Here is a 25,187-nt window from a genome sequence, read left to right as displayed (position 1 = left end):
CCACGCAACCTGACGTCGCAGCCTTTGGCTGAGTCCGCATCGAGGTCAATCAGTTCGCGAGGACCGGCTCTGATCATCTTGAGGAGAAAACGAGATGCCCCCGCAAATTCCCCACGCATGAAAAAGCCCAACCTTTTCAGATTGGGCTAAGTCATTGAATTATATGGTCGGGACGGAGTGATTCGAACACTCGACCCCTAGCACCCCATGCTAGTGCGCTACCGGACTGCGCTACGCCCCGACTGGCCTTGCAACTCGTTCTTCATCTCGAAGAACGCTCAAGAATATAGCGCAAGCGTTTGAAAACTGGAAGTATTCAAACGCTGCTTTTTATTTCTTGAGAACCACCAGTACATCTTCCAATTCGGCAATCATTTGCCGAATCATCTGCTTGTATTGGGTCGTGTCGTCTTTGGCTTCATCGCCGGACAAACGCAGGCGTGCGCCGCCGATGGTGAAACCCTGATCGTAAAGAAGCGCGCGGATCTGCCGGATCATCAGCACGTCCTGGCGCTGATAATACCGGCGGTTTCCGCGGCGTTTGACGGGGTTGAGTTGAGGAAACTCCTGCTCCCAGTAGCGCAGCACGTGTGGCTTTACGGCACACAGCTCGCTGACTTCACCGATGGTGAAGTAGCGTTTGCCCGGGATTACGGGTAGTTCGTCGTTATGACTTGGTTCCAGCATAAGCCTCAACTCGGGCCTTCAACTTCTGCCCTGGACGAAAGGTGACCACACGGCGAGCCGTGATCGGGATTTCTTCCCCCGTTTTCGGGTTGCGGCCAGGCCGCTGGCGTTTGTCCCGAAGGTCGAAATTGCCGAAACCGGACAATTTGACCTGCTCGTTGTCTTCAAGAGCGTGCCTGATTTCCTCGAAAAACAGTTCTACCAATTCCTTGGCTTCCCGCTTGTTCAGGCCCAGCTCTTCATACAGACGTTCCGCCATCTCAGCTTTCGTCAAAGCCCCCATACGTCACTTCCTTAACGTGGCGTTCAACCTTTGTTCGAGCGAGGTGAGGATATTTTGCGTCGTCGAATTCACCTCATCGTCATTAAGAGTGCGCGATGGATGCTGCCAGGTCAAGCCAACTGCGAGGCTTTTTCTATCAGGATCAATACCTTTACCCTGATACACGTCAAACAGCCTGAGATCTGTGAGCCATTCGCCTGCATTTTCACGGATTACGTCCAGTACGGCTGCAGACGCGACGTCTTTGTGCGCAATCAGTGCAAGGTCACGACGCACTTCAGGAAAGCGCGACAACTCATGGAATTTCGGCATTTTACCGAGTGCCACTTCTGCCAGAACCAGTTCGAAAACGAAGACCGGACGATCCAGACCCAAGGCTTTCGACAATTCCGGGTGGATGGCACCGATGAAGCCGACTTCACGCCCTTCGCGCTCGATGCGCGCGGTTTGACCCGGGTGCAGCGCCGGGTGTTTGCCCGGTGCGAAGGTGAACGAATCCAGTGCACCGGCAAAGCCCAGTACGGCCTCCACGTCAGCTTTGACGTCGAAGAAATCGACAGTGTCGCGACCTTGCGCCCAGCCTTCCGGCAGGCGGCTACCGCAAACCACGCCGGACAGCATCGGCTCTTGCTTCAGACCTTCCAGCTGACCAACGAAGCGCAGACCGCTTTCGAACAGACGCACGCGATCTTGCTGGCGGTTGAGGTTGTGCTGCAGCGCTTTGACCAGACCCGGCCACAGCGACGAACGCATGGCGGCCATGTCATTGGAGATCGGATTGGCCAGCAACAGCGGCTCGACGCCCGGGTTGAACAGCTCGAACTGACGCGGATCGATGAAGCTGTAAGTGATCGCTTCCTGATAACCACGCGCTACCAACAGACGACGCAGTTCCGGCAGATCGCTACGCGCTTCAGCCTTGGCTTGCGGCGCCAGGCGCGCTTGCGGGTAACGAACCGGCAGACGGTTGTAGCCGTACAGACGGGCCAGCTCTTCGATCAGATCGACTTCCAGGCTGATGTCGAAGCGATGGCTTGGCACTTCTACTCGCCACTGGCCTTCACCGTCGGCAGCAATGCCAAGACCCAGGCCGCCGAGCAAACGCTCAACCTGGGCGGAATCCATTTCCATACCGAGCATCTGAGTGATGCGCTGGGAACGCAGAGTGATCGGCGCGATCGACGGCAGATGCTGCGCACTGACGGTCTCGATGATCGGGCCGGCTTCACCGCCAGTGATTTCCAGCAGCAGGCCAGTGGCGCGCTCCATGGCTTCACGGGCCAGTTGCCAATCGACGCCACGCTCGTAGCGGTGCGAAGCATCGGTGTGCAGGCCATAGGAACGGGCCTTGCCCGCCACTGCGATCTGATCGAAGAACGCACTTTCCAGAAATACGTCGCGAGTGGTCGCGGAAACACCACTGTGCTCACCACCCATCACACCGGCAATCGCCAGCGCGCGAGTGTGGTCAGCGATCACCAGCGTATCGCTACGCAGGCTGACTTCCTGACCGTCGAGCAGCACCAGCTTCTCGCCCTCTTCCGCCATGCGCACACGGATGCCGCCATTGATTTCGGCGAGATCGAAGGCGTGCAGCGGCTGACCCAGTTCGAGCATCACGTAATTGGTGATGTCGACGGCAGCGTCGATGCTGCGCACGTCGGCGCGACGCAGACGCTCAACCATCCACAGCGGCGTCGGCCTGGACAGATCAACGTTGCGGATAACGCGGCCCAGGTAACGTGGGCACGCGGCAGGCGCCAGCACTTCTACCGAACGCACTTCGTCGTGCACGGCAGGAGTGGCCATGACCACCGGACGGGTCACCGGCGCGTCGTACAGCGCGCCGACTTCACGAGCCAGACCAGCCAGGGACAGGCAGTCGCCGCGGTTCGGGGTCAGGTCGACCTCGATGCTGGCGTCTTCCAGATCCAGATACACACGGAAGTCTTCGCCCACCGGCGCATCAGCCGGCAGCTCCATCAGACCGTAGTTGCCTTCACCGACCTGCAACTCGGCTTGCGAGCACAGCATGCCGTTGGACTCGACGCCGCGCAGTTTGGCTTTCTTGATCTTGAAGTCGCCCGGCAGCTCAGCGCCAATCATGGCGAACGGAATCTTCAGGCCCGGACGCACGTTTGGCGCACCGCACACGACCTGGAAGGTTTCCACGCCATTGCTGACCTGGCACACGCGCAACTTGTCGGCATCAGGGTGTTGCTCGGTGCTCAGCACCTCGCCCACGACCACGCCGCTGAAAACACCGGCGGCCGGGGTCACGCTATCGACCTCAAGGCCAGCCATCGACAGACGAGCAACCAGCTCGTCGCGATTTACCTGCGGGCTAACCCAGCCACGCAGCCATTGTTCACTGAATTTCATCCTGCTCTCCTAAGAATTCGTTACGACTAGCGAAATTGCGCGAGGAACCGCAAGTCGTTGTCGAAGAACAGACGCAAGTCGTTCACGCCGTAACGGAGCATGGCCAGACGCTCGACACCCATGCCGAAGGCAAAACCGGAGAACTCTTCCGGATCGATGCCGGACATGCGCAGTACGTTCGGGTGCACCATGCCGCAGCCCATTACTTCCAGCCAGCCAGTCTGTTTGCAGACGCGGCAGCCTTTACCGCTGCACATCACGCATTCCATGTCGACTTCAGCGGATGGCTCGGTGAACGGGAAGTACGAAGGACGGAAACGTACGGCCAGCTCTTTCTCGAAGAACACCCGCAGGAATTCTTCGATGGTGCCTTTGAGATCGGCAAAATTGATGTCGCGATCAACCAGCAGGCCTTCGACCTGGTGGAACATCGGCGAGTGAGTGATATCGGAGTCACTGCGATACACGCGGCCTGGGCAGACGATGCGGATCGGCGGCTGCTTCGATTCCATGGTGCGGACCTGTACCGGCGAGGTATGGGTGCGCAGCAGCATGTTGGCATTGAAATAGAAGGTGTCATGCATCGACCGGGCCGGGTGATGGCCTGGGATGTTGAGCGCTTCAAAGTTGTGATAGTCGTCTTCGACCTCAGGGCCTTCGGCAATGCCGTAGCCGATACGGGTGAAGAACTGCTCTACGCGTTCCAGAGTCCGGGTCACCGGATGCAGACCACCGGAGGTCTGGCCACGGCCCGGCAATGTCACGTCAATGGATTCGGCAGACAGTTTGGCAGCCAGTTCGGCTTCTTCAAACAGAGCCATGCGCGCATTGAGAACGCCTGTAACACGTTCCTTGGCAACGTTGATCAGCGCACCGACTTGCGGACGCTCTTCTGCCGGCAAATTCCCCAGGGTCTTCATCACCTGAGTCAATTCACCCTTTTTGCCAAGGTATTGAACCCGGATTTGCTCCAGGGCATTGATATCTTCAGCGCTTTGCACAGCCTCTAGTGCTTGAGAGACCAGCGCATCCAGGTTTTCCATGTACAGACTCCAGATACAAAATAGGGGAAGAGCTTGAAGGCTCTTCCCCTATTTAAGACGTTTACCACCTGGCCCCACGGAAGTGAGGCCGGGTGATTGTCGGGGGTACTTAAGCCAAGGTGGCTTTAGCTTTCTCGACAATCGCAGCAAACACCGCTTTTTCGTTCACTGCCAGATCAGCCAGAACCTTACGGTCGATCTCGATGGACGCTTTTTTCAGGCCAGCGATGAAACGGCTGTAGGACAGACCGTTAACACGAGCACCAGCGTTGATACGAGCGATCCACAGAGCGCGGAACTGACGTTTTTTCTGACGACGGTCACGGTAGGCGTATTGGCCTGCCTTGATTACCGCTTGCTTGGCAACACGGAATACGCGGGAGCGTGCGCCGTAGTAGCCTTTAGCAAGTTTCAGAATTTTTTTGTGACGCTTACGGGCAATGACGCCACGCTTTACACGAGCCATGAGTTACTTCCTCTATTCTTGACTAAAATTAACGAAGGCGCAGCATGCGCTCGACTTTTGCCACGTCAGACGGATGCAGCAAGCTGCTACCGCGCAGTTGACGCTTACGCTTGGTCGACATTTTAGTCAGGATGTGGCTCTTGAAAGCGTGCTTGTGCTTGATACCGTTAGCAGTTTTCAGAAACCGCTTAGCAGCACCACTTTTGGTTTTCATTTTTGGCATGTTCGGATACTCCGCATTCAGTTGATAAACATAATCAGAAGGCCTGCCGTGCCCTGTTGATTACTTCTTCTTTTTCGGGGCGATGACCATGATCAGCTGGCGTCCTTCCATCTTAGGATGCTGTTCGACCGAACCGTACTCGAGCAGGTCAGCTTCAACCCGCTTGAGGAGTTCCATCCCCAGCTCCTGGTGGGCCATCTCACGGCCGCGGAATCGCAAGGATACCTTGGCCCTGTCCCCATCACTCAGGAAACGTACCAGGTTGCGCAGTTTTACCTGGTAATCCCCTTCCTCCGTCCCTGGACGAAACTTGATTTCTTTTACCTGAATCTGCTTCTGGTTCTTCTTCGCCGCGGCAACCTGCTTCTTCTTTTCGAAGATCGATTTGCCGTAATCCATCACACGGCAAACCGGTGGGATTGCGTCTGCGGAGATTTCCACCAGATCAAGCTTTGCTTCTTCAGCAATACGAAGCGCTTCATCAATCGAGACGATGCCAATCTGCTCGCCATCAGCGCCAATTAACCGAACCTCGCGTGCCGAGATATTCTCGTTGATCGGGGCTTTCGGTGCAGCTCGTTTATCTTGTCTCATTTCACGCTTAATAATAATTACTCCGAATCTGGGCGACCACGCCGGGAAACCGCTTGCGCGAGAAACTCAGCGAACTGGGCGACGGGCATCGAGCCCAGGTCAGCACCTTCACGAGTACGCACAGCGACAGTCTGCATCTCGACTTCCTTATCTCCGATAACCAAAAGATAGGGAACCTTGAGCAAAGTATGCTCGCGGATTTTAAAGCCGATCTTTTCATTTCTCAAGTCGGACTTGGCACGAAATCCGCTTTCGTTGAGAGTTTTTTCAACTTCTGCAACAAAATCTGCCTGTTTATCAGTGATATTCATGATCACCGCCTGCGTTGGCGCGAGCCAGGCAGGGAACGCACCTTCGTAGTGCTCGATCAGAATCCCGACGAAACGCTCGAAGGAACCGAGGATCGCACGGTGCAACATCACTGGGTGTTTGCGGCTGTTGTCTTCAGAGACGTATTCAGCGCCCAAACGGACAGGCAGGTTAAAATCGAGCTGCAGAGTACCACATTGCCAGACGCGGCCGAGGCAGTCTTTCAGCGAGAATTCGATCTTCGGACCGTAGAATGCACCCTCACCCGGCTGCAGATCGTACGGCAGGCCCGCAGAATCAAGGGCTGCAGCCAGTGCGGCTTCAGCGCGATCCCACAGTTCGTCGGAACCGACGCGTTTTTCCGGACGAGTGGACAGTTTCATCTCGACATCGGTAAAGCCGAAGTCACGATAAACGTCCATGGTCAGCTTGATGAACGCTGCGGATTCGGCCTGCATCTGCTCTTCAGTGCAGAAGATGTGGGCGTCGTCCTGAGTGAACGCACGTACGCGCATGATGCCGTGCAGCGCACCCGACGGCTCGTTGCGGTGGCAAGCACCGAACTCGGCCAGACGCATCGGCAGTTCGCGGTAGCTCTTCAGGCCTTGGTTGAACACCTGCACGTGGCATGGGCAGTTCATTGGCTTGATGGCGTAGTCGCGGTTTTCCGACTGGGTGGTGAACATGTTGTCGGCGTAGTTGGCCCAGTGCCCGGATTTCTCCCACAGGCTGCGGTCAACGACTTGAGGAGTCTTGATTTCAAGGTAGCCGTTATCGCGCTGGATCTTGCGCATGTATTGCTCGAGCACCTGGTACAGAGTCCAGCCGTTCGGGTGCCAGAACACCATGCCCGGGGATTCTTCCTGGGTGTGGAACAGGCCCAGACGCTTGCCGATCTTGCGGTGATCGCGCTTTTCAGCTTCTTCAATGCGCTGGATGTAAGCCGCCAGCTGCTTTTTGTCTGCCCAAGCGGTGCCGTAAACGCGCTGCAATTGCTCGTTCTTGGCGTCGCCGCGCCAGTAGGCACCGGACAGTTTGGTCAGCTTGAAGGATTTCAGGAAGCGGGTGTTCGGCACGTGCGGACCGCGGCACATATCGACGTATTCTTCGTGATAGTACAGGCCCATGGCCTGCTCGTTCGGCATGTCCTCGACCAGGCGCAACTTGTAGTCTTCGCCACGGGCCTTGAACACTTCGATCACTTCAGCACGCGGAGTGACTTTCTTGATGACGTCGTAATCTTTCTCGATCAGCTGCTGCATGCGCTGCTCGATAGCAGCCATGTCGTCCGGCGTGAAAGGACGCTCGAAGGCGATATCGTAATAGAAGCCTTCGTCGATGACCGGCCCGATGACCATCTTCGCAGTCGGGTACAACTGCTTGACCGCGTGGCCAACCAGGTGGGCGCAAGAGTGACGAATGATCTCCAGCCCCTCTTCATCCTTTGGCGTGATGATTTGCAGGGTCGCGTCGCTGCTGATGATGTCGCTGGCGTCGACCAGTTGGCCATTGACCTTGCCGGCCAGAGTGGCTTTGGCCAGACCGGCACCAATGGATGCGGCGACCTCGGCTACGGAAACCGGGTGATCGAATGAACGTTGACTGCCGTCGGGAAGAGTAATAGTTGGCATGGCGCCTCCTCTCCTAGTGGTGACCCCTACCAAAGGTCACGTGGGTTGGGATGAGCCAGTACAAGATCCGATCCAGGCCATTCAATGACGAACGCCTGCCTTACAGCGGCAGGAGCCTTGCGGCCAACCGGAAAACCGAACCAGAGTGACTGGGATTCAAATCGAAATATTCGTACGTTGACCGCTGCCGGGACTGAAGGTCTGCCGGAGCCTGAGAACGCTTGAGCCCGGCATGCTAGCACAGATGAGCGGTCACTTATGCCTCTGTTTTGCCAGAAGGCAAATCGTCCGTTTTTATGCCAGAGTGATGAACTTGATGGCCCCTTCAGCCCTCAGATAACAAGACATTGACCCACAAGGAGCATCCTCGCATGCGTCTGAATACCCTGTTCGCCGTCGTCGCCCCTATCGTTATGCTGCTACCGCTGAGCGCCCACGCCGACTGGCCGAAGGGCGAGCGTGAGAAGTACATGGCGCAGTGCACCCAAGCGGCAACTCCGCAAATTGGCGCTGCTGCAGCCAAATCGCACTGTGCTTGTGGTGCTGATGCCATCAAGTCCTATCCTGCCGCCGACATTCAGGCGCTGATGGACAATAAGGCCTCCCCAGAACTGCAGCAAAAAGCACTGGGTCAAATTGCCAAATGCAAGGCAAATACACCGGCGAAAAAGTGATCAAAACACCTTTCTGACCCGGCTCAGCGCCCCTGAAACGGGCTGATTTTGAGCCTTTTCAGACGATTTATGCAGGTTTTACAGGTTTTTTTATTGTCTTTACGTTCTGCCGAAAGCCTTGTAAACCGGGGCTTTCAGCCGAATCAGGCAGTAAAGAAAACACGACTGATTGGCAAACAGCACGTCCGGGGGGCTACCAAAGCGAACATTTCGACTATGATACCCGGGTGTGCCCAGTTGGCCTGAGCAGCACAGTACTGAAAAATATATGTTTCTTGGAGATACACCATGTCTAATCGCCAAACCGGCACCGTTAAGTGGTTCAACGATGAAAAAGGCTTCGGCTTCATCACTCCTCAAGGTGGCGGTGACGACCTGTTCGTACACTTCAAAGCTATCGAATCCGACGGTTTCAAAAGCCTGAAAGAAGGCCAGACCGTCTCCTTCGTGGCTGAGAAAGGCCAAAAGGGTATGCAAGCTGCACAGGTTCGCCCAGAGTAATTTCTGCGCGCACTAAAAAAACCCCGTCCATGTGACGGGGTTTTTTATGCCTGCAACAAAAGCCTTCGCTGATCAGCCGCAGTTGACGCGCGTGATCACCAGATTGTTGTCGGTGTTCAGATTCAAGCGATCCGAGCGGTACTCGAGCGTGATCATGTCATTCGGCTTGAGGAAGCGGGCATTCTGCGCCCCGGCTTTGTTGCGCGCCTGCTCCAGCAGCTCTGGCGAAGCTTTCTTGCCAATGGCGAACTCCGCCGCCGTGGCTTCACAGCGGCTGTGACCGGCTTCGGTCGCCGCAGATTCCTTTGCCGACTCGCTGGAGGTCGTGCTGCAACCGGCCAACATGGCGGCGGCCATAAGTGCACCCAGTGTCGCGAACTTCAAAGGCATGAAGCCTCCTTGTTTTCAAAATGGTTAAGCTGAGATCGTGCGACCGCCATTCCGGCGTTTGGTTTCACGGCCAAGGCCATCACCCTGCCCCACGATTGGAAAAACGCCGAGTGTGCCTGAGCGGCATGCGTCACTTCATCACTCAATCGTGACTGAATATTAACGGCGCTCAGTAGACGTCGATGTAGTCATACGGCGGATTCGGCCAGTTGTCCTTTAGCGCGTTGAAAATCTGCATCACCCACACCTCATCACTGGCCGCGACATTGCCCACATACCCTGAACCCTTGGCCCAGGTTTCCAGGCGAAACAGCAAACCGTCGATATCCTGCCCACCGGTAACGCCGGAAGAAATGTAAGCGATACCGCCCTTGGTCACGCGCAGTTGCGTGTGTTCGTCATCGCTGGCCGAAGCGAGCAACTGGCGCACCGCATCGAGCGTGAGGCCGTCAGGGGTATTCAAATCGATCTGCACAGAACGGTCCTTGGAAAGCCTTGAAATACCAAGTGTCGCATAGCGCTCCGTTCATGCCTAAGTCGCAGTGCCAAATGCCCGACAAAATGGTTAACTCGAATCCATGATCTTCCGACTTTTCGAGCGCTCTCATGACCACCATCAGCATCGACGCCGCCATTAATGCCAAATGGACAGACGGACACAGCTCTTACAGCCCGGGAACCACCGAGGAGCTTGCGCTGATTGGTATCGATCTATTGGTCAAGGAGTTGGGCACTGAAGCGGCCAAGCACTTCATCAAGCAGATTTTCGAGCGTTACCCGACCGAACAGGTCGCGCATAAACACGCAGAGAAGGGATAAAACCCGCAGGCTGGCACCTGCGGGCGAATGATTTACTTCAGACGCTTCAGACGCTCGGTCAGCAAGTCAAAGAAACCCTGAGCATCGCCATTTTCAACCCAAAAGGCGTTCTTGGGTGCCTTCAGGCCGTCGTACCAATCGACGATGGTCTGACCAAAAGTCGGCCCTTCACGACTATCCACCACAACATTCACCGAACGACCGGTGAACAGTTCCGGCTTGAGCAGATAAGCCACAACGGTCGCGTCATGCACCGGGCCACCCGGAATACCGTAGTGCTCCATATCGCCTTTGATGTACTCGTTGAGAATGTCGCCGACAATCTTGCTCGCGTTGTTGTTCAGTGCAGCGATTTGTTTCAGGCGTGCATCACTGGTGAGGATCTTGTGGGTCACGTCCAGCGGCAGGTAAGTCAGTTTCACGCCGCTTTTCAACACGACTTCAGCCGCTTGCGGGTCAGCAAACAGGTTGAACTCGGCCACTGGGGTGATGTTGCCTCCGTTGAAGTGCGCACCGCCCATGATCACCACTTCCTTGATGCCCTGAACGATTTCAGGCTCCTGGATCAGCGCCAGCGCCAGGTTGGTCTGCGGCCCGAGCATGGCGATGGTGATGCTGTGCGGCTTGGCTTTTTTCAGGGTATCGATCAGATAGTTGACGGCATTACCTTCAGCCAGACCCTTTTTCGGTTCGTGCACGGTGACACCCGACAGGCCTTCCTTGCCATGGATGTTCTCGGCGTAGATAGGGGTGCGCATCAGCGGCTTCGGCGCACCGGCATAAACCGGTACATCTTCGCGCCCTGCCCACTCGCGAGCGAGTCGTGCGTTACGTGAAGTCTTGTCGAGGCGCACATTGCCGGCCACGGTGGTCAGCGCGCGAATGTTCAGCTCGTCCGGCGAGGCCAGGGCGAACAGCAAGGCAACCACATCATCGGCACCCGGGTCGGTGTCGATAATCAGGTCGATTTTCTCCGCCGCCTGGGCGCCGGTGGCAGTGATTACGGACAAAAGCAGAAAGCTCCGGATGAATTGATGCAGTTTCTGAGCATAGCGTTGCATGGCGCATTCCTTGTGCATGTGGAATCGAAAAATCAGAACGTAACTCCGGCGACCAGCACGATATTGCAGTACGGCTGGCATTCGCCTGTACGAACAATCGCCCGAGCCTGTCGGCTGAGAACCTTGAATTGCTCGTGACTGAGCAGATCACGACGACCGAGAGCACCTTCTTCATTCAACGCATCCAGCGTATTCAACGCGGTCGGCTGTTTGTCGAAGATTTCCTTGGCCAGTGCATGGCTTTCCACCTGCATCTCGCTGAGCACGACTTTCAGGGTGCTGACGAAATCCGGTACGCCATGGGTCAGCGCCAGATCAATCAGCTCGACACCAGGCGGCACCGGCAACCCGGCGTCACCAATGACCACCATGTCGCCGTGGCCCAGAGAAGCAATCAGCCGCGACAATGCGACGTTGAGCAGAGGAGTCTTTTTCATGCGGGTTTAAAGGCCTGTACGTCGGACTGGGTTGGAATTGACGGTTGCGCACCGGCGCGGGTTACCGACAGCGCGGCGGCAATCTGTCCGTAGCGAATCGCCTCGGCCTCGGACTTGCCATTAGCCAGCGCCGCCGCAAAACCACCGACAAAAGTGTCTCCGGCGGCAGTGGTGTCGACAGCCTTCACTTTCGGTGCCGGGAAATGCTCAAAGCGTTGGCCATCGGCAAACAGCGAACCTTGAGCACCGAGCGTAATGATGACTTTGCCCGCCCCCATGGCGATCAACTGGCTGGCGGCACTTTCTGCGCTTTCCAGCGAGTCCACCGATAATCCGCTCAACACGGTCGCTTCGCTCTCGTTGGGGATCAGGTAGTCGATCGCGGTAAACCAGTCTGCCGGCAGTGGACGACTGGCTGGCGCCGGATTAAGGATGACAACTTTACCCAGCGCGCGCGCACGTTTGAGCGCATGCCCCACTGTGGCATCCGGAATTTCGAGCTGGCAGATGATCACGTCGGCGGCCTGCAGCACCGCATCAAAACGGTCGATCACTGCGGGCGTCATGGCGCCATTGGCGCCGGCGACAATGACAATGGCGTTCTGACTGTTGTCATCGACCACGATCAACGCCACACCACTGGAATCAGCGACTGTGCTGACGGCCTGACAATCGATCTGCTCGGCCAACAAGGCGTTGCGTAATTGCACGCCATAGTCGTCATTGCCAACGCAACCGACCATCGCGACCTGAGCACCCAAACGCGCCGCCGCCACCGCCTGATTGGCACCCTTGCCGCCGGAAACCGTGGCAAACGAATGACCGATCAGCGTTTCACCGCCGACGGGCAGCCGCGGCGCCCGGGTCACCAGATCCATGTTCAGGCTGCCTATTACCACTACATTTGCTGGCATACATCATTACTCGTCAATTCGGTTTCAGCGATATTCGGTGAACACGCCGGACAACGGTGCGGTCGATTCGCGCAAAACAATACTCGGGGTCACGATCCGCTGATCAGTGCCCAGATTCGGCGTAGCGATCCTTCGCAGCAGTACTTCGGCCGCCATCTCGCCCAACTGCAGGATCGATTGCCCCACAGTGGTGAGTGCCGGATACACGTAACGACTCATCTGGATATCGTCGAAACCGATCACCGACAACTCGCTCGGCACACGAACATTGCGCTCTGCCGCGGCGCGCAGCACGCCGATACCGATCATGTCGTTACCGGCAAAGATTGCGCTGGGCGGGTTACCCTCAAGCAGAATCGCCGCTGCGCTGTATCCACCCGTACTGGTGAAATCACTTTCCAGCATGCGCTCCGGGCGGACTTCAATGCCCGCCTCTTTCAGTGCTCGGCAATATCCGGCCAGACGCATCTGCGCCACACTGGTACTCGCCGGACCGCCAATGGTGGCGATGTCGCGATGCCCCAATTCCAGTAAATGCCGGGTCGCGAGGTAAGCGCCGTATTCATGGTCGATACGCACCAGATCGGCATCGACACCGTCCAGACCACGGTCGACGATGACCATCGGCGTTTTCACCCCGGCCAGCCCCTGCGCCAGTCCGCTGTCACCGCCAGCGGAAGCGACGATCAAGCCGTCGATGCGCTTCTCCAGCAACACACGCAAATAGCTGCGCTGCTTTTCGGGATTGTCGTCGGAGTTACAGAGGATCACGCAGTAGCCGTTACGCTCGCAGTAATCCTCGATACCCCGCGCCAGTTCCGCAAAGTACGGGTTGAGACTGTTCGGCACCAGCAGGCCAATGGTTGCAGTGGTCTTGGCCTTCAGCGAGCGCGCTACCGCACTCGGCACATAGTTGAGGCTCTTGATCGCCGCCTCGACTTTCAGCCGCACCTCCTGACTGACCGGCCGGGTGTTGTTCACCACATGCGACACCGTCGTGTAGGAAATTCCCGCGAGGGCTGCCACATCCTTGATCGTTGCCATGTTTTAGCCCCGGCGACTGGCGCGCTGACTGCGATAAGTGTCGAGCACCACCGCGATCACAATCACCGCACCGGTGATGATACGTTTGGTCGGCTCGGTCGCGCCGATCTGCGCCAGACCCGCCGCCAGCACGGAGATGATCAACACACCAAAGAAAGTGCTGATCACCGAGCCGCGCCCACCCATCAAACTGGTACCGCCAATGACCACAGCAGCGATCACTTGCAGCTCCAGACCGGAACCGGCGTTCGGGTCAGCGGCTTCCAGACGGGAAATCTGAAACAGCGCGGCGATACCGGCCAGCAGGCCCATCAAGCTGAACACCAGAATCTTGTAGGGTTTCGGATTGATCCCCGCCAGACGCACCGCCTCTTCGTTGGTGCCGATGCCGATCAGGTAGCGACCGAATACGGTGCGGGTCAAAACCGCTTGAGCAATGATGATCACCAGCAAGGCAATGATGAACGATGGCGAGATGCCGAACGCGATCGGGTTCGACAGCCAGGCGAACGAATCACCGATGTACGCGGTGCGCGATCCGGTCATCTGATACGCCAGACCCCGAGCCATTTCCAGCACACCCAGAGAGACGATGAACGATGGAATCCGCCACGCAACAGTAATCGAACCGGTGACGGTACCGGCCAGTGCCGCCACCGCCATGCCGAGCAATGCCGACGGCAAAACGCCCCAGCCCCAGCCGAGAATCGCGACGCTGACGGTCGAAGCGGCCAATGCGAGCACCGAGCCCACCGACAGGTCGATGCCGCCGATGATCAACACGAAAGTCATGCCGACCGCCAGCACCATCAGGTCAGGAATCTGGTTGGCCAGGGTGCTGAAGGTGTTATAGGACAAAAAGTGGCTGCTCAAGACCGAGAACAGCGCAATCATCGCCAGCAAGGCACCGGCCAGGCCCAGATAAGTGCCCAGACCATAGAAGTTGCCACTACGTTTGCCGGCAGGAGATGCAGTTTTCATGGGAGATCCCTAGGCGCCGCTTCGTTGAGCAACGCATCACGTTTTTGGTAGCCGGCGAACGCGGCGGCAAGCAAGTCATCCTGGGTCCAGCTGTCGCGCTCGAAGGTGTCAATCAGCCGCCCGGCGGACAGCACGCCGATCCGGTCGCAGATCAGCATCAGCTCACGCAGGTCACTGGACACCACCACCAGCGCTTTGCCCTGGCGCGTCAGTTCGCCGAGCAGGGCGTAAATGTCAAACTTGGCGCCGACGTCGATGCCACGGGTCGGTTCGTCGAACAGCAGCACTGAACAGTCGCGCTCCAGCCAGCGGCCGATCACGACCTTTTGCTGGTTGCCACCGGACAACTCTGAAACCAATTGTGTCGGGCTCGAGCTACGGATGCGCATGGCGTCGATCTGACGCTGCGCCAGAGCGATCTCGTCGCCGTTGTTGACGACACCGCCACTGGAAATTTCCGGCATGTTGCCGAGTGCGATGTTGGCACTGATCGACTGACTGAGCAGCAGGCCTTCACCCTTGCGGTCTTCGGTAATCAACGCGATACCGTTGCGCACCGCATCGACCGGCGAGCGCACACTGACCACTTTGGCCGGGGAGCCGAGCGCGATGGTGCCGCTGTCGGCAACGTCCGCACCAAAAATCAGGCGCAGCAGTTCTGTGCGCCCTGCCCCGATCAGTCCGGAAATCCCGAAGATCTCGCCGGCACGCACTTCGAACGAGACATCGCGCACTTTGTCAGAGCGAGTCAAACCCGTGACAGTCAGCGCCGGAGCACCGATCTTGCGCGGGCCCATGTCGATGTGCTCGCCCAGTTCGCGACCGACCATCAGCGTGACCAGTTGCTCGCTGTTGTAATTGGCCATCGGCTCGACGCAGACCAGATTGCCGTCACGCAGCACGGCAATCCGTTGCGCGACGCGGGCCAGTTCTTCGAGACGGTGGGAAATGTAGATGATCGAGACGCCGCGTGCCTGCAAGCGGGTGATCTGCTCAAAGAGCATTTCGACTTCACGTGCGGTCAGCATCGCGGTCGGCTCATCGAGAATCAGCACGTGGCAATCGCCGATCAGGTTACGGGCGATTTCGACCATCTGCTGATGCCCGATACCCAACTCGCCAACCAGCGTATCCGGATCGATCGCGTCGAGACCGACCTGCGCCATGGCTTCGATCGCGGCTTTGCGCAACTGCTTGCGGCTGATCCAGCCGCCGTTGCTTGGCAGGTTGTCGAGAAACAGGTTCTCCGCCACCGACAGGGTCGGCAACAGATTGAGTTCTTGCATGACCATACGCACGCCGAGCTCTTCAGCCTGGGTACGGCTGCCCGGACGATAGTCCTTGCCGTGGAATTGCATCTGGCCGGTGGTCGGTGTGACCAGTCCGCCAATGATTTTCGACAGGGTACTTTTGCCGGCGCCATTCTCGCCGGTCAGCGCCAGCACCTCACCGCGCATCAGCGTCAAGTCGATGCCGGTAAGCACCGGTTGCGCATAGGTCTTACCGATACCGCTGACCGAGAGGACAGCGTTCGGGGCGGAAACTGACATAAAAACTCTCCATGCGCTCGCCCGGACGGACGAGCGCCGTTGTGTCGCCAGAAGACTTACTGGGTGACCAGCTCGACCGGTGTTTCGATCACACCATTGGCGCCGCTGTCGACTTTCTCGCCCTTGATGATTTTCAACGCGGTTTCGATACCGAACACAGCTTGCTTGGCAGCGAACTGGTCAGCGGTGGCCAGCACGCGGCCATCTTTCAACATCGGCTTGATGGCATTGATGTTGTCGTAACCGACGACCTTCACCTGCCCAGCCTTGCCGGCGGCACGCACAGCAGAGACAGCGCCTACTGCCATGCTGTCGTTGCCGGCCAGCAGCGCTTTGACGTCCGGGTATTCGCTGAGAATCGAAGCGGCAACCTTGTTGCCTTTGTCGATTTCCCAATCACCGGATTGCAGGGAAACGATCTTGATCTGTGCAGCGTCCATCGCATCCTTGAAGCCAGCGGTGCGCTGCTGGGCGTTGGTGGTCGTGGACACACCTTCAATGATGCCGACTTCGTCACCGGCCTTGAGCTGCTTGGCCAGATATTCACCGACCAGACGCGCACCTTTGCGGTTGTCCGGACCTACGAAGGGCACGCTGATGTTTTTGCTTTTGACGATGGCCGGATCGAGCTGGTTGTCGATGTTGATCACGGTGATGCCGGCATCGACGGCTTTCTTGATCACCGGCACCATGGCTTTGGAGTCAGATGGGGCGATAACCAGCGCGTTGACCTTGGCCAGGATCATCTGCTCGACGATGCGAGTCTGGCCGGCAGTATCCGTTTCGTCCTTGATACCGTTAGAGATCAGGTCGAAATCGGCGGAGTGTTCTTTCTGGTAGGCCTTGGCGCCATCTTCCATGGTCAGGAAGAATTCGTTGGCCAGTGACTTCATGACCAGCGCGACTTTGGGTTTCTCGGCAGATTCGGCGAATGCCGAGGAGACAGGTAGTGCGGCGGCTGTGGCAGCCAGCATAGCGACAGCAAGAAGGCGTCCAGCGAATGGCAGCTTCATGGGTTCACTCCGATCTTATGATTATTGTGAGCAACGCTTGCGCTGGCGTAAGCTAACTCGCTTTCTTCCGGGCCATACAATGCCGGGAGAGCCGCGCAAACGTTTGCGTAGACCGAACTATGCGAATCCCGCCGACATTTGTCAACAATCAGAAATCGTCATTTGTTGTAGGGCGAATCGTCGGACTCGCCCCTTCACTGCTTATACCGTGGTGCTGACCAGATTACCGCTGGTGGAACTCTTCGTCATTTCCTTGACCAGTGCACCGGCCACTTCTGCCATCGCAGCGCTGGTTTGCGCGATTTGCCCCTGAATGGACATCACCGCTTGCGATTTGGCCTCAGGCGTCGGATAGGTCTTGGCTTGTGCGGCCGCCAGTTGTTGTTGCTGCTCCTGAAGTTGCTTTTGCAGTTCCTGCATTCGCTTGAGCAGCATCTTGACCGTGACGCTCAGGTTGTCGCCGCTTTCAGCCTTGCTGTCTTCTGGCGCGGCGGCGCCACCGGTCCTGACCTGATTGTTCGATTCCTTCTCAGTGCCCAGCGCCTCGGTGGAAGCCTCCGCTCCCGCCTCGCTCAATGCATTGATAGTCGCTGCGGTTTTGCCGCCGATGGTGACTGCCGCAGGATTAGATAAACCGACCGTCAGTGACATGTGAACTCCGTAGATTCTGTTTCCTTGGACAACCATCGGCCCCCGCGAAAGTTTCTTTAGCAGAAAAGCCGAAACCGGCCACTCGAAATACTCGACAAAAGCAGTAGTCCTTTTCGGAGAGCCGAACGCGAAAGTGTCCATCGTTCGGAAAACCGGATAAACGATTCACCCCGATATTTTCAAACCCATAAAATCTTGATGTAAATCATCAAGTTAAACATTTCTCTGACGCAAAGTACGGCTGGTACAGATCCTGCTCCCCTCACCGCACCCCAGGCATTCAGATCGGCTTGGGGCGCATCTAGATGAACCTGCATCAGCACCGTCTCACTACTAGAGAGAAAAATAATGAAATCTGCTTTCAACACTTTGGTTCCGGGCGCTTTGGCCCTGCTTCTGCTCTTGCCTTCCGCCCTTCAGGCGAAAGAAGTCGAAACCCAGACCAAGCTCGCTAACGTCGTGGTACTTGCAACAGGCGGCACCATCGCTGGTGCCGGCGCGAGCGCCGCCAATAGCGCCACCTATCAGGCGGCAAAGGTTGGCGTCGAACAATTGATCGCCGGCATTCCCGAGCTGAGCAAATTGGCGAACGTGCGTGGCGAACAAGTCATGCAGATTGCTTCGGAAAGCATCACCAACGAAAACCTGCTGCAACTGGGTCGTCGCGTGGCCGAACTGGCTGACAGCAAAGACGTCGATGGCATCGTCATCACCCACGGCACCGACACCCTGGAAGAAACCGCTTACTTCCTCAACCTGGTAGAAAAAACCGACAAGCCGATCATCGTCGTCGGCTCGATGCGTCCGGGCACGGCGATGTCCGCCGATGGCATGCTCAACCTCTACAACGCCGTGGCCGTGGCCAGCAGCAAAGAAGCGCACGGCAAAGGCGTACTGGTGACCATGAACGATGAAATCCAGTCCGGTCGCGACGTCAGCAAGATGATCAACATCAAAACCGAAGCCTTCAAAAGCGCCTGGGGTCCACTGGGCATGGTGGTTGAAGGCAAATCCTACTGGTTCCGCTTGCCAGCCAAGCGTCACACCATGGATTCGGAGTTCGACATCAAAAATATCAAGAGCCTTCCTGACGTAGAAATCGCTTATTCCTACGGCAACGTCAGCGATACCGCCTACAAGGCCCTCGCACAATCCGGTGCCAAGGCGATCATCCACGCCGGTACCGGTAACGGCTCGGTGTCCTCCCGCGTTGTTCCAGCCCTGCAAGCACTGCGCAAGGATGGCGTGCAAATCATTCGTTCGTCCCACGTCAACGCTGGCGGCTTCGTTCTGCGTAACGCCGAGCAGCCAGACGACAAGTACGACTGGGTTGTGGCTCACGACCTGAACCCGCAAAAGGCCCGCATCCTGGCAATGGTCGCTTTGACCAAAACCAACGACAGCAAAGAGCTGCAACGGATGTTCTGGGAATACTGATTGACCTTCGCCCGATCAATTCTCGATCGGGCACCCTGCGCACTACTCGCCCAATGGGCGGGTGGTGCATCGCTTACAACTCTCTCGCACTTTTCCCACAAAAAAATCGACACGGCCTACACCAAAATCTGAAAACCGCTGTCAGAGGATTTTCTTGAATTTTAAGCAGTTGCGAAAATGCTTACAGTTAAATACTGTATGCACGTACAGCTTAATAAGGATAACCTCGTGGCCACTTCCCCTGATGCTCCTGACGCTTACGAACGCATGGGTATGCGCGTTCAAAAAATCATCAATTCGCCCACCGCTCAAAAAGCCAAAGCCGCACTGATCTTCCGCTTGCCCGACGAGCCGATGGACGACTGGGAGCGCCTGCTCGAGGAAATCGACGAGAACGACAACGTCACCCTCGCCTATCGCGACGACGGTGGCGTGCAGATTTTTTGGGTTGTGCCGAAGGAAGATTGATTCAATGAGTGTCCGTTGTTTTGCTTTGCTTTTTTTGTTCATCACCATGGGTGCCCAGGCTGGTGCACCCCGCACATTTACCGAAGCCAAGAAGGTCGCCTGGAAGCTGTACGCGCCACAGTCCACAGAGTTTTATTGCGGGTGCAAGTACACCGGCAACAAGGTTGATCTGAAAGCCTGCGGTTACGTACCGCGCAAGAACGCCAAGCGTGCGTCGCGCATCGAATGGGAGCACATCGTGCCGGCCTGGCAGTTCGGCCATCAGCGTCAGTGCTGGCAGGAAGGTGGACGAAAGAACTGCACCCGTTACGACCCAAGCTATCAGAAAGCTGAAGCCGACTTGCATAACCTGGTACCGAGCATTGGCGAGGTCAACGGAGACCGCAGCAACTTCAGCTACGGTTGGTTGCCGGTGCAATCCGGGCAGTACGGCTCATGCCTGACCCAGGTCGACTTCAAGGCGAAGAAGGTCATGCCCCGCCCTTCGATTCGCGGCATGATCGCCCGTACGTACTTTTACATGAGCAAGCAGTACGGCTTGCGCCTGTCGAAACAGGATCGACAATTGTACGAGGCATGGGACAAGACTTACCCGGTGCAGGACTGGGAGCGTCAGCGCAATCAAAGCGTGGCGTGCGTGATGGGGCGCGGCAACGAATTTGTCGGGCCGGTGAACATGAAAGCCTGCGGTTGATTGCAGCACGAAAAAGGCCTCGAACATAACGTTCGAGGCCTTTTTATTTTGTGCTTGGCTGGCCGTCTTATTGTGCCGCCAGTAGCCCATCAGATTAAGTGTCTCACGAGGTATGAACGCGCTCTTTGATCTGGTATCTGCGCAAGCTCATCACGGCTGCCGACTCTCCGGCAATCCAGCCGTAAAAGCCTTCAGTGGCGGTGTCGGCGATTTCCCAGAGAATGTCCTTTTCTATGTCGACGTCAGCCAATTCAATCGTTTGTCCCGCTGAAGACGCATGAACGGGCAGAAACACGCGCGCACGTTTACGGCGCGAGCGGATGCTCGACCAACACCGATTCAACGTTCTGCTTCTTGGCCTTCACCAAAGCCGCATCCACCTGCACCTTACGCGCCTCAGCTTCAGCCTGAGAGTTGAACGGACCAATCAGAATTCGCGTTTTGCCGCTGCTGTCCTTGATCACCGTAGGCACAAAGGCGTGCTCGATCAGCCAGCCACTCAGGTCGCTGACAGCTTGTGGCGTTTCGCCGCGCACTTCGAGATCCCATTGTGGTGCCACAGCCGCCGACGGCGCCGTTACTGCAGCCGATTGTGGTTTTGGTGCGTCTACACTCTTGCCTTCACCACACCCTGCCAATACCAGTGCCGCGACTACCCAAACCAATTTGCGCACAACGCTTTCCTCGAAATTCTCAAAGCCGCGATCTTATCATTCATAAATACTTCGCGAGGCCCGCAAAATGGGCACAAAACAACGAGATTGATGGTTGCAGCCTCTGTATAGTTACGCCCTGGGAATTAATGCCGCTTCTGCGCGTCAGAAAGAGGCACCCAAACCGTGAGACTTCGCACTAATCTATACGTACCACCGACCTCTGCACTGTCTGAATCAGGTGCCCTACAAAGCAATCAAGGAGAAGACCATGCTGATACTCACCCGCAAAGTCGGTGAAAGCATAAACATTGGTGATGACATTACGATCACCATTCTGGGCGTAAGCGGCCAACAGGTCCGCATTGGTATCAACGCTCCGAAAAACGTTGCCGTGCACCGTGAAGAGATTTACCAGCGCATTCAGGCTGGCCTGACCGCCCCGGACAAGCCACAAACTCCCTGAGCCGCATCGCAGTCAGTAGCCAGTCCGTTTACCTCGTGGAATGACTGGCTAGAGATTCACGCGCCGTTTTGCCATCCGCTTCCCAAGCTCCTTGGGCACGGCGCCTGACACATGATCCTTCCGCGTTATCCTCCCGCCCTTTCTGCTGATCGATACTACCGAGCATTCTCAAGGCTGGCTGTCGGACATTTCCGATAGAGCGAAGGGAATTCGCCCTCCTACCCGAACGTCACACCACGTGCCATGCCTGTGGCTGCAACCATCATCAGCACCATTAGCAGCGCTTCGACGTGACTGATGCGTGCAAACAACTTTGCTCTCCCAGTATCGAGTACCGTCCCCCGCGCCTTGGCGATCCGCCATTTGATCAGCGTGATCATCGGCGCAAGCTCCATCAACAGAATCAGAACGAACAGCGTCATCTTCAGGTGAAACAGCGGCTGATGAAGATAATAGTCAGTGCCTTTTTCGTAACCGCCAAAGGCTCGCATCCCGCCCGTGATCAACAAGATCAGCGCGCAAATCCCCCAGAAATTGTCAGCCAGCAGAACCCGACCGGCCTCCCCCGTCCCGGCCGCCAGGCGACTGAACGCCGTCCCACGCGTCAGTACCGCCCAAAAACCCAAGGCAAATGCCAGCAGATGAACAGCTGCAAGAAACCAATGAACCAGCATCGATACACCCTCATCAGAAAGAGTTGAAAATCGGCCAGTCAGTAGTAGTTGAAAAAACAAGGATTTGCCTGCGGGGTGTCGCCAGGCTTTCAGGAGAGATCGAAAGGGGAGATTTCAGCCAGTTGAGGTAAATCGCAGGCAAAAAAAATCCCAAGCAGCTGATGGAAGCTTGGGATTTAAAAATGCATAAACCGTGGTGGTGAACGCGGGGCGGATGTTACTTAATTCAACGGACAGTAACAACGTTTTTTTGATAACTGGCTGGTTAGTAACACTCGTAAGCTGTTCAATATCCACACTTTTTCAAAGGATGCATGCGACGAGTGGCGATTTTTCAAGCGCCCGACGGAATCATTTGCACCAAAAGCAAAACCTGCCTCGGCGTAGGAACCGTTGGCGAAGCAGTAAGAACCGAGAAGGTCTACTTATGGAAATTCGAATGCCCTGAGATCGTCTAAACGCGAAGTCGAGCAGGCGCCCTGATGAGGGCTTTGCAAAAGTTTTGCAAATCGCAGACAACAAAAAAGGGCTCACCTTTCGGTGAGCCCTTCCAGACCGCCCAGCAGAGCGGATTTTGTTTGGTAGGCGCGATTGGACTCGAACCAACGACCCCCACCATGTCAAGGTGGTGCTCTAACCAACTGAGCTACGTGCCTGCTGTGAGGCGGCATTCTACGGAATTCCGGAGGGGTGTCAACACCTTTTTTTCACCTAACCCTATGAATATGCAAAATATTTAATTTCGGGGCTCCGACGAAGATTTTCCGGTGGCTGGCGGAGGTTTTTCAACTCGGGTAGGATCGACACACTCGTAAAATATATTAAACAGAGGCTGCAGGATGGCGAACACCCTTTACCCAGAGTCCTATTACGCTGCGTCGGCCAACGCCGTACCGCCCCGCCCTGCCTTGCAGGATGATGTGGAGACGGACGTCTGTGTGATCGGCGCCGGGTATACCGGATTGTCTTCTGCCCTGTTTCTGCTGGAGAACGGTTTTCGCGTCACCGTACTGGAAGCGGCCAAGGTCGGGTTCGGCGCCTCCGGGCGTAATGGCGGACAGATCGTCAACAGCTATAGCCGTGACATTGACGTCATCGAACGCAGCGTCGGGCCGAAGCAGGCGCAACTGCTCGGGCAGATGGCGTTCGAAGGCGGCAGGATCATTCGCGAGCGCGTGGCCAAGTACAACATCCAGTGCGACCTGAAGGACGGCGGCGTATTCGCAGCCCTTACCGCCAAGCAGATGGGCCATCTGGAATCGCAGAAACGCCTCTGGGAGCGTTTCGGCCATACGCAACTCGAGTTGCTCGATCAACGCCGCATCCGCGAAGTGGTTGCCTGCGATCAGTACATTGGCGGCATGCTCGACATGAGTGGCGGCCATATTCATCCGCTGAACCTTGCGCTCGGCGAAGCAGCGGCGGTCGAGTCACTCGGCGGCACAATCTATGAACAGTCACCCGCCGTACGCATCGAGCGCGGCGCCAACCCGGTGGTGCACACGCCGCAGGGCAAGGTCAGGGCCAAGTTCATTATCGTCGCCGGCAACGCTTACCTCGGCAATCTGGTGCCGGAGCTTGCGGCCAAATCGATGCCTTGCGGCACGCAAGTAATCACCACCGAGCCGCTGGGTGACGAGCTGGCGAAAGCGCTGCTGCCGCAGGACTACTGCGTTGAAGACTGCAATTACCTGCTCGACTACTACCGCCTCACGGGCGACAAGCGCCTGATCTTCGGCGGTGGCGTGGTGTATGGCGCGCGCGATCCCGCCAACATCGAATCGATCATCCGCCCGAAAATGCTCAAGGCCTTTCCGCAACTCAAGGATGTGAAGATCGACTACGCCTGGACCGGAAATTTCCTGCTGACTCTGTCGCGCTTGCCACAGGTTGGGCGCCTGGGCGACAACATCTATTATTCGCAAGGCTGCAGCGGCCATGGCGTGACCTACACGCATTTGGCGGGCAAGGTCCTCGCCGAAGCATTACGCGGTCAGGCCGAGCGCTTCGATGCATTTGCTGACTTGCCGCACTACCCGTTCCCCGGCGGACAACTGTTGCGCACGCCGTTTGCCGCACTGGGCGCATGGTATTACGGGCTACGCGATAAATTCGGGATGTAAAAAAGGGCCGCTGATCGCGGCCCTTCTTATTCAACACTGAACGGTTTCAGAGCTGATCCCGAGCAATCCCGCTGCGGATCCGCAAGATATCTGCCAACACTGCCAAGGCAATTTCCGCCGGTGTCTTGCTGCCGAGGTTCAGACCAATCGGCGCATGAATCCGCGCCAACTCAGCCTCGCCCAAACCGCCAATCCGACGTAACCGCTCGAAGCGCTTCTGCGAGGTCTGCAGCGAACCCATCACGCCAATGTAGAACGCTTCGGTGCGCACCGCCTCCATCATCGCCAGATCGTCGATGCGCGGGTCATGCGTCAGCGCCACCACCGCCGTATCACGATGACAGCCACCATCAGCAATAAACACCGACGGCAATTGCCGACGAATTTCCACGCCATCCAGCACCACGCCTTCGAGCACTTCATCGCGCGGATCACAGAGAATCACCTCAAACCCGAGGCCAACGGCAAACTCGGCACACGCCTGCGCCACACTGGAATACCCAGCGAGCAACAAACGCTGGGCCGCGCCGACACGAATGCGCACCCGATCAATCTCGCGCTCGATCCGCGCACCCTGCTCGCGATCAGCGAACAAAGTGCGCGCACCACTGGCCAGATCAACCTCGCGAATCAAGCGACGCTGACCAAGCAACGCCGACTCCAATTCGCGCAGATGCGCCTGCACCTCGCAGCCAGCGTCAAATTTCTCTACCAGCACATCGAGAATGCCGCCACAGGGCAGGCTGACCCGCGAGCGCGGATCGTCGCCTTCGCCGTAACGCACGACATTGACTGCATCGAGAAACGCACCTTCGGCGACGCGCTCAAGGAAATCTTCCTCGACGCAACCACCCGAAAGCGAGCCGATCCACTGTCCGCCATCGTTCACCGCCAGCAGCGAACCCGGCGCGCGCGGTGCCGAGCCGTAAGTGGTCAGCACGGTGCAGAGCCAGATGCGCCACCCTGCCACCGACCACTCCAGCGCTCGCCGCACTACTTGTAGATCGAGATGCTGCATG

At 57.1% G+C, this 25,187-nt stretch carries 29 protein-coding genes, 2 tRNA genes and 1 pseudogene; 8 read left to right on the top strand and 24 right to left on the bottom strand.

Annotated features, from left to right (window positions below; all coding sequences use genetic code 11):
* Window positions 1-164: 164 nt before the first annotated feature.
* The 9 genes from ACM6IN_RS03820 to thrS form a co-directional block, all read right to left on the bottom strand.
* A tRNA-Pro gene (locus ACM6IN_RS03820) sits at window positions 165-241 on the bottom strand.
* A gap of 89 nt (window positions 242-330) precedes the next feature.
* Window positions 331-687, bottom strand: a complete 357-nt coding sequence (locus ACM6IN_RS03815) for a MerR family transcriptional regulator (protein WP_003179985.1) — start codon at window positions 685-687, stop codon at window positions 331-333.
* The gene (gene ihfA, locus ACM6IN_RS03810; protein WP_002553164.1) at window positions 668-970 is read right to left on the bottom strand and encodes an integration host factor subunit alpha; all 303 of its coding nucleotides are present in this window, start codon (window positions 968-970) and stop codon (window positions 668-670) included. The genes ACM6IN_RS03815 and ihfA overlap by 20 nt, the downstream gene beginning before the upstream one ends.
* Window positions 971-973: 3 nt before the next feature.
* Window positions 974-3,352: a phenylalanine--tRNA ligase subunit beta gene (gene pheT, locus ACM6IN_RS03805; protein ID WP_414915427.1), complete on the bottom strand. Its 2,379-nt coding sequence runs from the start codon at window positions 3,350-3,352 to the stop codon at window positions 974-976.
* A gap of 26 nt (window positions 3,353-3,378) precedes the next feature.
* On the bottom strand, window positions 3,379-4,395 hold the full coding sequence (gene pheS / locus ACM6IN_RS03800) for a phenylalanine--tRNA ligase subunit alpha (protein WP_003226365.1): 1,017 nt from the start codon (window positions 4,393-4,395) through the stop codon (window positions 3,379-3,381).
* A gap of 109 nt (window positions 4,396-4,504) precedes the next feature.
* Window positions 4,505-4,861 (bottom strand): 50S ribosomal protein L20, encoded by a 357-nt coding sequence (rplT, locus tag ACM6IN_RS03795; protein ID WP_007913489.1) that lies wholly within the window; start codon window positions 4,859-4,861, stop codon window positions 4,505-4,507.
* A gap of 28 nt (window positions 4,862-4,889) precedes the next feature.
* Window positions 4,890-5,084 (bottom strand): 50S ribosomal protein L35, encoded by a 195-nt coding sequence (rpmI, locus tag ACM6IN_RS03790; protein ID WP_002553160.1) that lies wholly within the window; start codon window positions 5,082-5,084, stop codon window positions 4,890-4,892.
* Window positions 5,085-5,144: 60 nt separating this feature from the next.
* Complete coding sequence (gene infC / locus ACM6IN_RS03785; RefSeq protein ID WP_171057393.1) at window positions 5,145-5,696, bottom strand: translation initiation factor IF-3; 552 nt, start codon at window positions 5,694-5,696, stop codon at window positions 5,145-5,147.
* Complete coding sequence (gene thrS, locus ACM6IN_RS03780; protein ID WP_007913488.1) at window positions 5,696-7,618, bottom strand: threonine--tRNA ligase; 1,923 nt, start codon at window positions 7,616-7,618, stop codon at window positions 5,696-5,698. Before thrS ends, infC begins: the two co-directional genes overlap by 1 nt.
* Before the next feature lie 371 nt (window positions 7,619-7,989).
* Between thrS and ACM6IN_RS03775 the strand changes: the two genes are divergently transcribed.
* Both ACM6IN_RS03775 and ACM6IN_RS03770 read left to right on the top strand, forming a co-directional pair.
* On the top strand, window positions 7,990-8,292 hold the full coding sequence (locus ACM6IN_RS03775) for a hypothetical protein (protein WP_095111728.1): 303 nt from the start codon (window positions 7,990-7,992) through the stop codon (window positions 8,290-8,292).
* A 288-nt stretch (window positions 8,293-8,580) separates the two neighbouring features.
* Entirely contained in the window at window positions 8,581-8,793 is a 213-nt protein-coding gene (locus tag ACM6IN_RS03770) for a cold-shock protein (RefSeq protein WP_003179963.1), read from the top strand.
* Between the two features lie 72 nt (window positions 8,794-8,865).
* On the opposite strand, the gene ACM6IN_RS03765 is transcribed toward ACM6IN_RS03770, so the two are convergent.
* Window positions 8,866-9,183 carry an I78 family peptidase inhibitor gene (locus ACM6IN_RS03765; protein ID WP_007913486.1) on the bottom strand — a complete coding sequence of 106 codons (318 nt, stop codon included), beginning with the start codon at window positions 9,181-9,183 and terminating at the stop codon, window positions 8,866-8,868.
* A 169-nt stretch (window positions 9,184-9,352) separates the two neighbouring features.
* Window positions 9,353-9,658 (bottom strand): hypothetical protein, encoded by a 306-nt coding sequence (locus tag ACM6IN_RS03760; RefSeq protein WP_007913485.1) that lies wholly within the window; start codon window positions 9,656-9,658, stop codon window positions 9,353-9,355.
* A gap of 131 nt (window positions 9,659-9,789) precedes the next feature.
* Between ACM6IN_RS03760 and ACM6IN_RS03755 the strand changes: the two genes are divergently transcribed.
* Window positions 9,790-10,002: a hypothetical protein gene (locus ACM6IN_RS03755; RefSeq protein WP_007913484.1), complete on the top strand. Its 213-nt coding sequence runs from the start codon at window positions 9,790-9,792 to the stop codon at window positions 10,000-10,002.
* Window positions 10,003-10,034: 32 nt separating this feature from the next.
* On the opposite strand, the gene ACM6IN_RS03750 is transcribed toward ACM6IN_RS03755, so the two are convergent.
* The 8 genes from ACM6IN_RS03750 to ACM6IN_RS03715 form a co-directional block, all read right to left on the bottom strand.
* A complete protein-coding gene (locus ACM6IN_RS03750) occupies window positions 10,035-11,063 on the bottom strand; it encodes a nucleoside hydrolase (protein ID WP_007949847.1) in 1,029 nt (342 codons plus the stop codon).
* Between the two features lie 32 nt (window positions 11,064-11,095).
* Window positions 11,096-11,500: a D-ribose pyranase gene (gene rbsD / locus ACM6IN_RS03745; protein WP_007913481.1), complete on the bottom strand. Its 405-nt coding sequence runs from the start codon at window positions 11,498-11,500 to the stop codon at window positions 11,096-11,098.
* The gene (gene rbsK / locus ACM6IN_RS03740; RefSeq protein ID WP_414894136.1) at window positions 11,497-12,414 is read right to left on the bottom strand and encodes a ribokinase; all 918 of its coding nucleotides are present in this window, start codon (window positions 12,412-12,414) and stop codon (window positions 11,497-11,499) included. The genes rbsD and rbsK overlap by 4 nt, the downstream gene beginning before the upstream one ends.
* Before the next feature lie 24 nt (window positions 12,415-12,438).
* On the bottom strand, window positions 12,439-13,458 hold the full coding sequence (locus ACM6IN_RS03735) for a LacI family DNA-binding transcriptional regulator (protein ID WP_414915426.1): 1,020 nt from the start codon (window positions 13,456-13,458) through the stop codon (window positions 12,439-12,441).
* Between the two features lie 3 nt (window positions 13,459-13,461).
* Window positions 13,462-14,439 carry an ABC transporter permease gene (locus tag ACM6IN_RS03730; RefSeq protein ID WP_007913478.1) on the bottom strand — a complete coding sequence of 326 codons (978 nt, stop codon included), beginning with the start codon at window positions 14,437-14,439 and terminating at the stop codon, window positions 13,462-13,464.
* On the bottom strand, window positions 14,436-15,989 hold the full coding sequence (locus ACM6IN_RS03725; RefSeq protein WP_007913477.1) for a sugar ABC transporter ATP-binding protein: 1,554 nt from the start codon (window positions 15,987-15,989) through the stop codon (window positions 14,436-14,438). The genes ACM6IN_RS03730 and ACM6IN_RS03725 overlap by 4 nt, the downstream gene beginning before the upstream one ends.
* Window positions 15,990-16,045: 56 nt before the next feature.
* Entirely contained in the window at window positions 16,046-17,002 is a 957-nt protein-coding gene (locus ACM6IN_RS03720; protein ID WP_007913476.1) for a sugar ABC transporter substrate-binding protein, read from the bottom strand.
* Window positions 17,003-17,203: 201 nt separating this feature from the next.
* Window positions 17,204-17,653: a hypothetical protein gene (locus tag ACM6IN_RS03715; protein WP_414915425.1), complete on the bottom strand. Its 450-nt coding sequence runs from the start codon at window positions 17,651-17,653 to the stop codon at window positions 17,204-17,206.
* 348 nt (window positions 17,654-18,001) lie between these two features.
* Here ACM6IN_RS03715 and ACM6IN_RS03710 point away from each other — a divergent pair, with 348 nt between their 5' ends.
* From ACM6IN_RS03710 to ACM6IN_RS03700, 3 genes are all read left to right on the top strand, one after another.
* On the top strand, window positions 18,002-19,090 hold the full coding sequence (locus tag ACM6IN_RS03710) for an asparaginase (protein ID WP_095111732.1): 1,089 nt from the start codon (window positions 18,002-18,004) through the stop codon (window positions 19,088-19,090).
* A gap of 198 nt (window positions 19,091-19,288) precedes the next feature.
* Window positions 19,289-19,558, top strand: a complete 270-nt coding sequence (locus ACM6IN_RS03705; RefSeq protein ID WP_090282667.1) for a DUF1654 domain-containing protein — start codon at window positions 19,289-19,291, stop codon at window positions 19,556-19,558.
* 4 nt (window positions 19,559-19,562) lie between these two features.
* Window positions 19,563-20,252 (top strand): endonuclease, encoded by a 690-nt coding sequence (locus ACM6IN_RS03700; RefSeq protein WP_007913472.1) that lies wholly within the window; start codon window positions 19,563-19,565, stop codon window positions 20,250-20,252.
* A gap of 57 nt (window positions 20,253-20,309) precedes the next feature.
* Here ACM6IN_RS03700 and ACM6IN_RS03695 read toward each other — a convergent pair.
* Window positions 20,310-20,541: pseudogene (locus ACM6IN_RS03695) on the bottom strand (SIP domain-containing protein); the annotation flags it as partial.
* Between the two features lie 16 nt (window positions 20,542-20,557).
* The gene (locus tag ACM6IN_RS03690) at window positions 20,558-20,926 is read right to left on the bottom strand and encodes a hypothetical protein (RefSeq protein ID WP_007913471.1); all 369 of its coding nucleotides are present in this window, start codon (window positions 20,924-20,926) and stop codon (window positions 20,558-20,560) included.
* A gap of 250 nt (window positions 20,927-21,176) precedes the next feature.
* On the opposite strand from ACM6IN_RS03690, the gene csrA reads away from it, so the two are divergent.
* Window positions 21,177-21,371: a carbon storage regulator CsrA gene (csrA, locus tag ACM6IN_RS03685; protein WP_003179932.1), complete on the top strand. Its 195-nt coding sequence runs from the start codon at window positions 21,177-21,179 to the stop codon at window positions 21,369-21,371.
* Window positions 21,372-21,589: 218 nt separating this feature from the next.
* Here csrA and ACM6IN_RS03680 read toward each other — a convergent pair whose 3' ends face one another.
* A complete protein-coding gene (locus tag ACM6IN_RS03680; protein ID WP_007913470.1) occupies window positions 21,590-22,045 on the bottom strand; it encodes a DUF2214 family protein in 456 nt (151 codons plus the stop codon).
* 579 nt (window positions 22,046-22,624) lie between these two features.
* Window positions 22,625-22,701 (bottom strand) — tRNA-Val (locus ACM6IN_RS03675).
* Window positions 22,702-22,884: 183 nt separating this feature from the next.
* Here ACM6IN_RS03675 and ACM6IN_RS03670 point away from each other — a divergent pair.
* Window positions 22,885-24,168, top strand: coding sequence for an NAD(P)/FAD-dependent oxidoreductase (locus tag ACM6IN_RS03670; protein ID WP_095111744.1), 1,284 nt, complete (start codon window positions 22,885-22,887; stop codon window positions 24,166-24,168).
* 46 nt (window positions 24,169-24,214) lie between these two features.
* Here ACM6IN_RS03670 and ACM6IN_RS03665 read toward each other — a convergent pair whose 3' ends face one another.
* Window positions 24,215-25,186, bottom strand: a complete 972-nt coding sequence (locus ACM6IN_RS03665) for an XdhC family protein (RefSeq protein WP_414915424.1) — start codon at window positions 25,184-25,186, stop codon at window positions 24,215-24,217.
* Between the last annotated feature and the right edge of the window lies 1 nt (window position 25,187).

Source organism: Pseudomonas sp. IT-P395, assembly GCF_949767675.1.
GTDB lineage: Bacteria > Pseudomonadota > Gammaproteobacteria > Pseudomonadales > Pseudomonadaceae > Aquipseudomonas.
This window is presented reverse-complemented; position numbering and strand designations above follow the sequence as displayed.